Below are 13,025 nucleotides of genomic sequence, written 5' to 3' on the forward strand. Positions count from 1 at the left end.
CTCCTGTCAGGGTTCGCGCGGCGTCGATTACGCCAACGCGTGCCGCGCGAGCGCCGCGCGCAGCTTGTGACCGTGCTCGTCGGCAAGCGCGGCGTCGCGCAAGTCGCGCAACGTGGCCGGCGCGAGTTGCGCGCCCGCCTTGACCACGGCCGCCATCACCGTCTCGTAGTTCTTGAGCCCGCGCGCGTGCGTGTCGCTGTAGCCCTTCACCATGCGCTGACATTGAGCGACTTCCGTGGCGAGCGCGGGATTGTGTTTCGCCGCATCGACGATTTGCGCGAGCCAGGCTTCGATGCGCCGGTTTTCCAGCTCGTAGCGCAGCGTGCGGCGGCGCATGCCGCGCAAACGCGAGATCACGTAAAGCATGAGATAGCCGCGCAGCGAACTCGTCTGCACCACGCGGCCCGCTTGCGTGCGGCTGCCCACGAAGCGGTTGACCCAATGCGGCCGCGCGAGCCAGCGCCCGAGTGAAGCGGGCAAGGTCTCGCAAATTTCTTCGAGACGCGGGTGCATGAACTCGTTGATGGCGAGCAACTGGTTTTCCTGCGCATTCACTTCGCCGCGCACACGCTCGAAACGCGTGCCGCGCGTCTTGAGATCGGCCACGCGAATCACGTCCTCATACGACATCCACAGCGCGAGATGGCGCGCCGTTTCGCGCAGCAGCGCGTCGTCGGCATCGGGAATCGCCCGGCGCAACGCGCAGAGACGATCGAGATAGAACGCGGCATACGCCGGGTCTTGATAGTCGATCAGTCGGCGCACGCCTTCGACGGCAAAATGATGCACGCCAGCGGGCAATTCCGCGCGCACCCGTTCGAGCAGCTTCGCGACTTGCGGGTCGCGCGGCGCGGCAACGGCCGCTTGCGCGCCGGGTTGCATTTTCGCGGCGTAGTCGCTGGTTGGCTCGCCCGCATCGCCGGCGCGACCATACGCGAGATCGAACGCGCGCAAGCTCGGCTTCACGCCCACGCCGCCGCGCTCGATGGTTTCCTCGAACTGCTTGCGGCTGAACGGCAACACGCCGGTGCCAGCCAGCGCGCCGAACAGCACCGCGCTGATGACGCTGCCCGTATCCTGCGCGGCCTGCGCCATGTCGAAGCGCACGAAGCGCTTCGCGGCTTGGGTTGCGTGCGCGACGAGCGCGTCGCTGTCCACGCGGCCGTCGCCCATCGCGGTTTTTTCGGCGATCGAGAACACACGATGCGTCGATGCCACGAGCGTCGTGCGATCCGCGCTCACGAGCCCGCGCTGCACGGCGCGCCCCGCTTCCATCAACTCGGAGGCAAGCACCACGTCCACGTCGCCAGGCAGCGGCATGAGCGCGAGAATGGGCGGGCGCGCTTCCCCTTCTTCGCGCGGAAACAGCTCGACGTAATAGATCGTCGCGCCGGTGCGTTGCGCGACGCCAGGCACGGACGTGGTTTGCGCGAAATAACCGTTGTGCTCGCCGAGATCGACAATCCAGTCGGCAAGCACGCCGCCGCCCTCGCCGCCCATGGCGAGAATCGCGATCTTGATGGGTTGTGTCTTCGTCATCGTCAGTCCTTCGTTCAGAACGCGTAGCGTGCGCGCTTTGCCGCGTCGCGGCGTTGCAGCGAGCCGATCACGGCGTCGCGCACGCGTTGCTTCAGCTTGTCCCATTTCGTAGGATTACTGATGATCTGCGCGCGGTAGAACGACGGGCACAGCACCGCCGCATGCGAAACCTCGCCGCACAAGCCGCAGCCCACGCAACTGTCGAGCACGCTCGCCACCGGATCGGTGCGCAGCGGATCGGGGTTCGGCTTGATCGACAGCGAAGGACAACCCGAAAGCCGGATGCACGAGTGATCGCCCGTACAGGTATCGGAATCCACGCCAAAGCGTTCGCGCACCACGCGCTCGCCCGCCGCCATCGCCTTGCGCTGTTTCGGCTTTTCGCGGCGCTGTTTGTTGAGCATGCACTCGCTCTGCGCGATCAGCACCTTCGGGCCTTTCGTGCCCGTGGTGAGCGCTTCGCGCAGCGTTCCCATCATCGTCTTGAGATCGTAGGTGCGGCGCACCGTCTTGACCCATTTCACGCCCACGCCGCGCACCGCCTGCTCGATTTCATGACCGGTGCTGCGCGTGGGATTGAGCGCCTTCGAAGAGAGAATGTCCTGCCCGCCCGTCGCCGACGTATAACTGTTGTCGACCACGATCGTGAGGTTGTCGCTGCGATTGAACACCGCGTTCGCGATACCGCTCGTGAGGCCGTTGTGCCAGAAGCCGCCGTCGCCCATCACCGAGATCGCGCGTTTGCTGCCGCTCGTGTTGAACGCGGCCGCGCTCGCGCTGCCGAGGCCGTAGCCCATCGTCGTCGCGCCGAGGTTGAACGGCGGCAGAATCGAAAACAGGTGACAGCCGATGTCGGCGCTCACATGATGCGGGCCGAGCTCGCGCTCGACGAGTTTCATCGCCGTGAAAATCGGGCGCTCGGGGCAGCCCGTGCAGAAACCGGGCGGACGTGCATGCACATTCGTGTCGAGCGGCGGCAACTCGTCCTGCGTCGCCGTCAAGGCGGCAGCGGAGGCCGGCGCATCGGCGGCCACGACCGCGACCGGAATCACCTTGCGCGGCTGCGGTTGCGGTTCGAGTACGCCGTAACGCTCGAAGAACGTGCGCAAGCCCTTCATCACCGTCGCGGCGTTGTACTCGCCCGCGAGCGGCAGCATGTCCTTGCCGTGCAGCGCGACGTCCACGCCTTGCTGACGCAGGATCGCGCTCGCGTTTTGCTCGACGAAATTCGGCTGGCCTTCCTCGATCACGAGCACCGCGCGTTTGCCGGCGCAAAAACGCTGCCACTCGGAATCGATCAGCGGATACGCGACGTTCATCACGTACAGCGGAATTGCCGATTCGCCGTAGACGTCGGCGAGACCGAGACGCTCCAGCGCGCGCAGCACCGTGTTGTAGCTGCCGCCCTGCACCGCGATGCCGATCTCGCGCGCATCGGCGGAAAAAAATTCGTTGAGCTGACGATCTTCGATGAACTTCACGGCCGCGGGCCAGCGCTCGTGAATCTTCTCTTTTTCGTGCAGGAAACTCGCGGGCGGCAGCACGATGCGGTCGACGTCGCGTCGCGGCTGATCGAGCGCCTGCTGGATCGTGAACGACGGCCGGCGATTGTCGGAAGCGACGAACTGGCCGTGTACGTGACATGCGCGAATGCGCAGTTGCAGCATTACCGGCGTGCTGCTCGCCTCGGAAAGATCGAAGCCGTCCTTCACGGCCTGCACGATGCAAGGCAGATTCGGGCGCGGATCGAGCAGCCAGATTTGCGACTTCATCGCGAACGCGTGGCTGCGCTCCTGCATGATCGACGAGCCTTCGCCGTAATCCTCGCCGACGATGATGAGCGCGCCGCCCGTCACGCCGCCCGAGGCGAGATTCGCGAGCGCGTCCGAAGCCACGTTGGTGCCCACGGTCGCCTTGAAGGTTACGGCGCCGCGCAGCGGGTAATTGACCGAAGCGGCCAGCGAGGCCGCGGCCGTCGCTTCGCTCGCGCTGTTCTCGAAGCGAATGCCGTGCTCGGAAAGAATGTCCTGCGCGTCGGCGAGCACATCCATCAAGTGCGAAATGGGCGCGCCCTGGTAGCCGGCCACGTAGGCCACGCCCGATTCCAGCAGCGCCTTGGTGACGGCGAGAATGCCCTCGCCGCTGAAAACCTCGCCTGCGCCGAGGCGCAGCTTCTTCACTTCCTCGACAAACGACCGCTCTGCCATGACCGTCCCTTCCGATGATCGACTCGTGGCGCACGACTTCGCATCGTCATGCGTGGGGCAAGTATAGTTTAGATTTAAATATTTCCAAAATCATAGTTAACCCCGTGAATACGCGTTTCGGCACGCGCGGGCCGACGTGGCATCGGGGTCAATTGCGCAAGCTACAACATTCAAAATGATTCGGAAACCACGGCGTGAACGGTGTGGCGGGATCTGGCGGAAAGAGGCGGGGAGCAGACTGGGAGCAAGCGGGGAAAGAGCGGAGAAAGGCGCCGAAAAGCGCACGCGACGATGCGGTGCAACATACGGCGGCGGGCGCGCCACGGCCCGCCGCGAGAGCCGCTCAGATGACGAGGCGCGAGACCTTCACGCCTTCGAGCGACACGCCGGCCATGAGCCCGGCGTTGGTCAGCACGAACGCTTCGACAGGACTCATGGCCGTGGACGTATCCACGTTGCCGTTCGCGCCCACGGTCACGACCGCCACGGTGGCGTTCGCGCCCGCCGACCAGCCCTGGCTGTTCGTGAAGTCGTTGAGCGCGTCCTGATTCATGAACGCGAAAATGATGGCCTTCGACTGCGCGCCGATCTGCAAGCCGAACGAGCCCGCGACGGTGCTGTAGTAGCCCGTGGTGCGGCCGTCCACACGCAGCGCGCCCGTGCCGTACTGCCCGCCGATCCAGAATCCCGCCGCGAGAACCTGCGGAAAAACCAGCACGCCGCTCGCCTTCGAAATGAGTTCGCGCGAGCCTTCGACGGTGCTGTAGAGGCGCGCGAGCGTGGCGTCCACGCCGGCGTCGATCGAATGGCGCTTGGCCGCGTTCTGCGCGGCGCTGTCCTGCGAACCCAGCGGCGTGGTCGTACACCCCGCGAGCGCGAGACCGCTCGCGGCAAGCGCGGCGCTGGAGCTGAGGAGAAATTGACGTCGGCGCATGTGCGTTCCTGTAGAAAAGGGCTTCGATTGCGCGCAAACCGGCGGGGCCGGCGGCGCGAAAGTCACAGGATAGCGCGCGCGGCCGTGTTCATGCCCCATTTCAGCCGCGACTTTCACGACGCGGCATCGCCAAGGGAGACGCCACGTCCGGCCATCCTTGGGGGGATAGGACCATGCAGGCGGCATCGAGTTCGATTTTCAGGTGCGACGCGAGAACGGCAGGGGCGCCGCGCGGCCGTTTCGGCGCTCGGGGAATGTCGGCGGATTTCGACGCACCGGGCGCGCTTTCTCGAAATTGTTCGATATCGGCGCCAGGGCGGCCCCGACAAAATTGAGATCGTGCTGGCGCAACAAAACGCGGCCGGCACGCTCCGATTTTCGTCACTTGCTGAAAAGAGCCGTCATGACTGTCCGCCGCCCCGAAAGCCCTTCTTCCGCGTTCCGCACCGCGCTCGCCCGCGCCTGCGACCGCTTGAGCCATGCCGGCGTATGGCTGCTGCCGCTTTTCTACATGGGCTTCTGCGCCACGTTGTTCGCACTCTGGTGCGCGCCGCATCGCGCGCTCTGGCCGGCCGCCGCCGCGTTGACGCTCACCGGCATGATGGGCGTCGCGGCCATCGTCTTTCATCTGGCGAGCCGGCTCGCGCCGGCCGGACGCCGCGGCCCATCCCCCGCACCGCTTCGTTCCAGCGTGCGCGTCATGCCGTTGCGCTTCGTGCAAATGCGCACGCGCCCGTGCAGCCAGGTCTGCGGCGAATCCGACCGCGTGCGCACGCGCTTCATGGTGTCGTGCTTCCACGCGAACTGCGCGGCCGCCACGGCTGAAGCGAACGCCGAGCAGAGCTAGGGCTAACGCTGACAACCGTCAAGAAACACTGACATATAATGAACAAAAACCTTACGGCGGTCGGCAGCTTTGACCGATGTGTTTCCAGGTAGCGCCCTTCAGATTACGCTTACAGGCAAGACGCTCACGCCCATGACGAATGCAACGCAAGACGTGCGGATCGTGGTGGCTGACGATCATCCAGTCGTGCTGACAGCGATCAGCGACTATCTGAACACCGTGCCACGCTTCAAGGTCGTCGCGAAGGCGAACACCGGCACGGATCTCATGGACGCGCTGCGTGACGCGCGCTGCGACCTCATCGTCACCGACTTCTCGATGCAAGGCGACCTCGAGGACGAAGACGGCCTGCGCCTCATCAGCCGCTTGCGACGGCTGTATCCGAACACACCGGTCGTCGTTTTCACGATGCTCACGAACGGCGGCATCCTGCACGAACTCGCGCAACTGGGCGTAGCCGGGCTTATCGGCAAAGACGAGCCGATTCCTACACTCGGCGATGTCTGCCACCGCGCGCTGACAGAAGCGGGCACGGCGCTCTCGGCGCGCATCGCTGAACGGCTCGCCAAGGAAGGCTCGACCACCGCCGAATTCCAACGCAGCCACCCGCTTTCGCCGCGCGAACTCGAAGTCGTGCGGCTGTTCGCGGCCGGCCTCAGCGTCACCGAAATCTCCAAACGCCTGCACCGCTCGGTGACGACGGTCGCCACGCAAAAGCGCGCCGCAATGCGCAAGCTTCACCTCGATTCGAACGCCGACTTGATCCGATACGCCAGCGAGCACGGATTCGCGTGATGTTCCGCTCCGCACGCCCGGGCGGCCTCACTCCCAATTCGCCTTCCGAGGCTCTCAAGGCGCTGGAGCGCCATTTGCGGCGCGAGCGGCGCGTCTTCGCGATGCTCACGGCGTTGCTGATTTTCGCGGCGCTGTGCATCGCGGCGGTCGCGATCGCCAGCATCGGCTTCGGCGCGCTGCGCACGCAAACGCTCAACGCACGCAACGCCAGCGCCGAACTCAACAAGCAGCTCGAACGCCGCTCGGTGCTGCTCACGGGCACCGCCACCCTGCTCGCCTCCAGGCTGCGGGCGCCCGCCGCCGTTGCCGAATTCGAAGCGCCGCGCGGGAACTGCGCGCCGCTTTCGCTCGACCTCGACACCTCGCCCGACCTGCGCACGAGTTGCGAGCGCGCGGCGCAACTCGCGGCCGTTATCGCGCCGAACGAGCCGCTGCTGCTCCTGCTGCTGGACGGCAGCGCCGCTTACGGCTCCAAGCTCGCGCCCGACCCGTACCTGCTCGCCGAGGCGCACGTGCGCAGCGCCGACTCCGCGCGCTTGCTGGCCGACACCGCGCTGATCCGCATGAGCGCGCGCGGCTTCGACCCGGTCGCGGCCGCGCACGATATCAAGATCATCTGGTTCCGTCCGCCGCCCGGCAGCGGCTACGCGCGCGACGTCCAGTTCGGCGCGCTCAGCGTGCTCAAGGACGGCAAGCCGTACGCGCTCGTGGTCACGACCGTCGATTACGCGGCCGTCCGCGCGCCGCCCGCCGACGACGCCATCGACCCGGTGCTGTTCGACACCGACGGCAACGTGCTCAGCGGCCCGCTGCCCGCCGCGCGCGCGCAGGCGCTCGACCTGCGCATCGCGAAGCTCGCGCCGGGCCATTATCACGTCGTGCCCAACTTCGGCGTCCTGGAGAACGAGCCGCCGCTCGTCTACGGCTTCGGCCGCCACATGGTCGCCGTTTCCTGGTCCGCGCTGCTCGGCCTCATCGGCATGCCGCTCGCCGTCGTGCTGCTGCTCACCGCCGCGCTCATCTCCATGCTCATCACGCTCTCGCGCTACTGGAACCGTCATGTGCTCGAGCGCACCTACCACGAAGCCACGCGCGCGCTCGAAGGCGAGATGCTCAATCATCTGCTCGTGCATGCGACGCCCGTGGGCCTGTGCGTCGTCAAGCGCAGCAACTTCGAGATCGTCGTGGCGAATCAGATCGTGCGCAACGTGTTGGGCCTCGACGAAAACGCCACGCGCCTGCCGGGTGCGTTGTGCGCCGAATTCGAGAAACAGGGAAACTGGCCTTACGCCGCTCCGCGCGAACACGAAACGCCGGTTTACGAATTGCCGTTCTCGCTCGATCGTCAGGATACCGAATCGATACACCTCGCCATCACTTACGCGCCCGCCACGATGAATCGCGAGGACGTGATGTTCTGCGCCGTCACCGACATGTCGAAGCATTACGAAGTCGAGCGCCTGCTGCGCGAAGCGAAACGGCTGAGCGACGAAGCCGCGCGCGCCAAGGTGAGCTTCTTCGCGGCGATGAGCCACGAGATCCGCACGCCGCTCGCCTCGCTCACCGGCAACATCGAACTGGTGGCGCGCGGCCCGCTCGCACCCGAGCAAGGCGCGCGCGTGCAGGCCATGCAGATTTCCGCGAACGAGCTGCTACAGATCGTGAGCGACGTGCTCGACTTTTCGAAGATCGACGTGGGCCAGATGAAGCTTGCGGCGGAGCCGGGGTCGATTGCCGCACTGCTCGTGCGCATCGCGCTCTCGCATGCGCCGCTCGCCGTGCGCCAGCATTTGCCGCTCTATCTCGTGGTGGATCGGGCCGTGCCCGCGCAATTGCGTTTCGATCCGATCCGGCTTGCGCAAATCGTCAATAACCTGCTGAGCAACGCGTTCAAGTTCACGCGCTCGGGCAAGATCGTGTTGCGCGCGCATTGGCACGACGAAGCGCTCGAAATCAGCGTAAGCGATTCGGGCGGCGGCGTGCCCGACGAACTCAAGCCGTATCTGTTCCAGCCGTTCACGCAAGGCGACGCGCACCGGCTCACGCAGGCGCGCGGCACCGGCCTCGGGCTGTCGATCTGCGCACGGCTTGCGGAGTTGATGCATGGCCGCATCGAGCTTGACAGCACCCAGGGCGTGGGCACGCGCGTCACCGTCACCTTGCCGCTGCCGCGCGAAAGCGACGCATGCGCCGGCGACGAATGGACGCTGCCCGACGCGCATCCCGCCGTGCTTTGCCACGCGCCGGAAAACCGCGAGTGGCTCGCGAATCTCTACGACACACACGCGAGCACGCCGGTTTTTTTCTCGCTCGACGAAACGCCGCCCGAAGGCAGCTACGACTATTTGCTCGTCACCGACGAATTCACGCGCGACGACGTGCGCACGCTCTGGCACGACAGCGCCAAGGTCATCTGGCTGCGCCAGGACGGCCCGCTCGTGCCGCTCGTTCACGACGACGGCTCCGTGGCCGTGAGCATCTACAGCCTTGCCGGCATTCGCGCGGTCACGCAAACGATCGCGCATGGCGCGAGCGCGAGCGCGACCGCGCCCGCCAAGGCGCCCGCCGCCTCCACGAACGACGACCCGCATTTCGCATCGCTAAACGTGTTGATCGCCGAAGACAACCTGCTCAATCGCGGGCTCCTGCGCGACCAGTTGCGCACGCTCGGCGCAAGCGTGATCGAAGCGAAAGACGGCGAGGAAGCGCTGGCCCGGCTCGCGGAAAAGCACGTCGATCTGGTGTTCACCGACATCAACATGCCGGTCATGAACGGCTACGCGCTGCTCGAAGCGGCACGAGCGCGGCACGGCGATCTGCCGATTTACGCGCTGAGTTCCAACGCGCTTCCCGAGCATGTCGAAGAAGGCCGTGCGCTGGGCTTCACCGACTATCTGAGCAAGCCGGTCACGCTGGCGGAACTGGCGCGCGTGCTTTCCGGCATCGCTTCCGTGGCAACCGAACGCGACGATCAGGAATCCGTATCATTGGACAGCGACGATGCGCCGCCGCGCTTTCCCGCCCTCGCGCCCACGCTGGTCGCCGTTTTCATCGAGCAGGCCGATCATGATCTCGCCGACTACGCCGTTATCGCGAAGGCGCACGACTTCGCACGGCTGCATGAGTGGGCACATCGCGTGTCGGGTGGCCTGGCGGTGCTGGGCCCTTCGATGCTCAACGAAGCGTGCCTCGAACTGCGCGCGACGATGCGCGAGGCCGGCGCATGGACCGGGGAAGTGGGCGAACTTGCGGCCGCCGTCGCCGAGGAACTCGGAACGTTTCGCGCGCTCAGCGCTTCGTGAGGAAAATCGGCGCTTCCGCTGCATTCACCGCTTCGAGCGGGCACGCCGCGCGCTGCAAGCGCACGCACCACTGGCGCAATGCGGTTGCTTCGAGAGGACAGCACGCGGGCGCTCGCGGCGAACGCACGGCGCGCGCTTCGAGACGCAGCGCGAATGCCTCCGGCAACGCGAGATCGCAGGTGGTCAGGTCACGCGCGCCGCGCGGCGTTGCGTGCGAAAGGGGCAAGTCGTGCATGGCGCGATGAAGCGGCAAACGAGGCGTCCAGCGCGCACCCGGCATACGGCAAGAAACAAAAACGGACATGAGCGATCCCGCCCTTTGCGGCGGCCTCCTGGCGTCATAACGAATGACTCCGATGATCGTGCCCGCGCGGCGCGCGTTCCATCGAAGCCCTTCTAAAAATGCGCCTGCGCAATGGAAAACCGGCGCGAACCGCGGCATAGCGCCACGCTTATGACGCGCTTTTCGCGGGTCATCCGGCATACGCAACATCCATGCGTCGTGTTAGACTGCGCCGCGCAATCGCTCTCATTCTCATGAACCTACGCAAGCATTCACTGCTGACCGCATGGCTTGGCCTCGTCGCCATGTGGCTCATCGTGTTTGCGCCGCTCGTGAGCCAGCTCGTTGCCGCGCAACACGCGCACGAGCCGGACGCAGCGCTCTGCTCCGCGTTGCAGCCCGCATCGAATGCGCCGGACTTCCCGCATCTTTCGCACGACGATGCATTCGGCGCCTGCGGTTACTGCCATCTGCTCGAACATCACGTGGCGATGCCTTCCGTCGCCGCTCCAGCGCTGCTTCCCACGCTCGCCGTCGCGCGCGAAGCCGTCACCACGCTTTCCACGCGTTTCGTTCCGCTAGGCGCCTTCCCTTCGGGAAGACCGCGCGCGCCGCCCGCCGTTTCCTGATCCCCGCCGCCCTCGGCCTGTTGTCGCTTGCGTCGCTGTCGTGTGCATTTGCACAGACGGGCGCATTCGCGCGCGGCCGTTCGCCCACCGCCATCAGGAAACCGCTTCATGTCCACGCCCGCCATGCGTGGCGCCGGCGCTCGCACGCGTGAACGTGCGACGCCGCGCGCACCGCGGCACGCCTTGCGCTTCGCGCTCGGCTTCGTGCCGCTCTCGTTCGCCGCGCCCATCGCGCTCGCTCAAGCGCAGCCGGCCGCCGATGCCGATACCCATACGCTGCCCACCGTCACCGTGAGCGCGTCCAACGGCGCCGCTTCCGGGGCCGCGACGCCCGCCGTCGATCCGAACTTGCCCGCCACGGTCGAAACCGTCACGCCCGAGCAGTTCCGCAACTGGAATGTGGTCAATACCGAAGACGTACTGAAGTACCTGCCGAATCTCGCGGTACGCAAACGCTTTGCGGGCGACCTGAATTCGATCATTGCCGTGCGCGGCACGAGCAACTCGCAGAGCGCGCGCGGTCTCGTCTACGCCGACGGCCTGCTGCTCTCCAATCTGCTCGGCAACACTTACAGCTTTCCGCCGCGCTGGTCGATGGTGTTTCCGGACCAGATCCAGCAGGTCGACGTGATCTACGGCCCGTATTCGGCGCTGTATCCCGGCAATTCGCTGGGCGCCACGGTGCTCATCACCACGCGCATGCCGAAGCAGTTCGAAGCCACCGCCGACGTGAAAGCGTTCACGCAGCATTTCAGCCTGTACGGCGTGAACCAGAATTTCAACGGCAGCGAAATGAGCGCGTCGATCGGCGACCGCATCGGCAAGTTCTCTTACCTGCTGGGCGTGAATCACCTTGAAAACACGAGCCAGCCCTTGCAGTTCGCGACGCTCGCGCAATCGACGAAACCCGCGCAAGCGCGCGACGTGCCCGTGCATGGCGCGTACTTCTACAACAATCAGACGAACACGCCCACCGCCGTGCTCGGCGTGAACGGCGAAGGCATCGAGCATACGGTGCAGGACCAGTTCAAGCTGCGCATGCAATACGATTTCACGCCCACGGTGCAAGGCGGCGTGACGCTCGGCTATTGGCATCAGACCTACGACAGCGCGACCTCCACGTTCCTCCGCGACGCCGACGGCAAGCCCATCTATAGCGGAAACGTCTCGATCAACGGCTACGAATACACGATCCCGGCGGCCGCGCTCGCGCCCAGCCGAGGATGGAGCGAAAACTGGCTCTACGGCGCCTCGCTGCGCACGCACCAGGCGACGGGCTGGAACGCGCAAGCCATTGCTTCGTACTACGACGTAAGCAACAGCGTCGCGCGCACGGCGAATGCGGGCGGCCCCGGCAACGGTCCCGGCACGATGACGCTCGGCAACGGCACCGGCTGGAAAACGCTCGACCTCAAGGCAACGTGGACGCCCGCCACGCCCACGGCGGGGCTGGCCGCGCACTGGCTCACGTTCGGCTATCACTACGACGACTATTCGCTCGACAACCAGACATACAACACGCTTGCCTGGCGCGACGGCGGTGCGGCCGGCTTCGCCAACGCCTTCGCGGGCAAGACCGAAACGCAAGCCGTCTACGCGCAGGACGCGTGGCGCTTCCTGCCGCGCTGGAAGTTCGTGTACGGCGTGCGTTATGAGGACTGGCACGCTTACGACGGCTATCAGGCGCTGGCCGGCGCGACCGTGCCTTACGCAAGCATGGGCGATCGTCACTATTCGCCCAAGGCGTCGCTGTCTTTCGATCTCACCGACGACCTCACGCTGCGCGCTTCCATCGCGCGTGCGTACCGCTTTCCTACCGTGAGCGAGTTGTTCCAGGGCCAGGTGAACGGCTCGTCGATCGTCAACAACAATCCGAACCTGCGCCCCGAAAACGATCTCTCGAAAGAGTTGAGCGCCGAATGGGCGCATTGGAACGGCCTGTTCCGCTTCACGCTGTTCCAGGACGACGTGAAGAATACGATCTTCAGCCAGACCGACACCACCGTGATTCCGAACGTCACCAATTTTCAGAACATCGGCAAGGTGCGCTCGCGCGGCGTGGAAACGAGCTACCAAGGCGAGGACGTCGTGCTGCGCGGCCTCGACTTCGGCGCGAGCGTCGCTTACACGCAGTCGAAGATCGTTGAAAACGCGCAGAACCCGGCGAGCGTCGGCAAATATTTTTATCGCATTCCGCTGTGGCGCGCGAACGTGGTGGCCACGTACCGCTTCGACGCACACGCCGCGCTTACGCTCGCGGCGCGTTACTCGGGGCGCCAGTACAACACGCTCACGAATGCCGACACGAATCCGAACGTGTTCGGCGGCACGAGCACCTATACGGTCGCGGACGCGAAATTCACCTACCGGCCGACGAAAACCAGCGAGATCGGCGTCGGCATCGACAATATTTTCGACGCACGCTACTTCGTCTATCACCCGTATCCGGGCCGCACCTTCTATGTCGAGGCGAAGCTGGGCATCTAGGC

9 protein-coding genes are annotated in these 13,025 nt (G+C 65.5%); 5 read left to right on the plus strand and 4 right to left on the minus strand.

Translation table 11 applies throughout. The annotated features are described in order from the left end of the window. Nucleotides 1–27: 27 nt before the first annotated feature. From U5805_RS15190 to U5805_RS15200, 3 genes are all read right to left on the minus strand, one after another. Nucleotides 28–1,539, minus strand: a complete 1,512-nt coding sequence (locus tag U5805_RS15190; protein WP_322104300.1) for an indolepyruvate oxidoreductase subunit beta family protein — start codon at nucleotides 1,537–1,539, stop codon at nucleotides 28–30. A gap of 14 nt (nucleotides 1,540–1,553) precedes the next feature. After that, on the minus strand, nucleotides 1,554–3,746 hold the full coding sequence (locus U5805_RS15195) for an indolepyruvate ferredoxin oxidoreductase subunit alpha (RefSeq protein WP_322104301.1): 2,193 nt from the start codon (nucleotides 3,744–3,746) through the stop codon (nucleotides 1,554–1,556). A gap of 343 nt (nucleotides 3,747–4,089) precedes the next feature. Next, complete coding sequence (locus U5805_RS15200) at nucleotides 4,090–4,680, minus strand: YSC84-related protein (protein WP_322104302.1); 591 nt, start codon at nucleotides 4,678–4,680, stop codon at nucleotides 4,090–4,092. Between the two features lie 403 nt (nucleotides 4,681–5,083). Between U5805_RS15200 and U5805_RS15205 the strand changes: the two genes are divergently transcribed. The 3 genes from U5805_RS15205 (at nucleotide 5,084) to U5805_RS15215 (ending at nucleotide 9,624) form a co-directional block, all read left to right on the plus strand. Then, nucleotides 5,084–5,527, plus strand: coding sequence for a hypothetical protein (locus U5805_RS15205; RefSeq protein WP_322104303.1), 444 nt, complete (start codon nucleotides 5,084–5,086; stop codon nucleotides 5,525–5,527). 132 nt (nucleotides 5,528–5,659) lie between these two features. Next, nucleotides 5,660–6,322, plus strand: coding sequence for a response regulator transcription factor (locus U5805_RS15210; RefSeq protein ID WP_322104304.1), 663 nt, complete (start codon nucleotides 5,660–5,662; stop codon nucleotides 6,320–6,322). Beyond that, nucleotides 6,322–9,624: an ATP-binding protein gene (locus U5805_RS15215; RefSeq protein ID WP_322104305.1), complete on the plus strand. Its 3,303-nt coding sequence runs from the start codon at nucleotides 6,322–6,324 to the stop codon at nucleotides 9,622–9,624. Before U5805_RS15210 ends, U5805_RS15215 begins: the two co-directional genes overlap by 1 nt. Here U5805_RS15215 and U5805_RS15220 read toward each other — a convergent pair. Continuing rightward, complete coding sequence (locus U5805_RS15220) at nucleotides 9,611–9,859, minus strand: hypothetical protein (protein WP_322104306.1); 249 nt, start codon at nucleotides 9,857–9,859, stop codon at nucleotides 9,611–9,613. The genes U5805_RS15215 and U5805_RS15220 overlap by 14 nt on opposite strands. 302 nt (nucleotides 9,860–10,161) lie before the next feature. Here U5805_RS15220 and U5805_RS15225 point away from each other — a divergent pair, with 302 nt between their 5' ends. Together U5805_RS15225 and U5805_RS15230 are read left to right on the plus strand one after the other, a co-directional pair. Continuing rightward, complete coding sequence (locus U5805_RS15225; protein ID WP_322104307.1) at nucleotides 10,162–10,536, plus strand: DUF2946 domain-containing protein; 375 nt, start codon at nucleotides 10,162–10,164, stop codon at nucleotides 10,534–10,536. 108 nt (nucleotides 10,537–10,644) lie between these two features. Next, entirely contained in the window at nucleotides 10,645–13,023 is a 2,379-nt protein-coding gene (locus tag U5805_RS15230; protein WP_322104308.1) for a TonB-dependent receptor, read from the plus strand. Nucleotides 13,024–13,025: the final 2 nt, after the last annotated feature.

Source organism: Paraburkholderia sp. J41, assembly GCF_905220235.1.
In the GTDB taxonomy this organism is placed as follows: domain Bacteria; phylum Pseudomonadota; class Gammaproteobacteria; order Burkholderiales; family Burkholderiaceae; genus Paraburkholderia.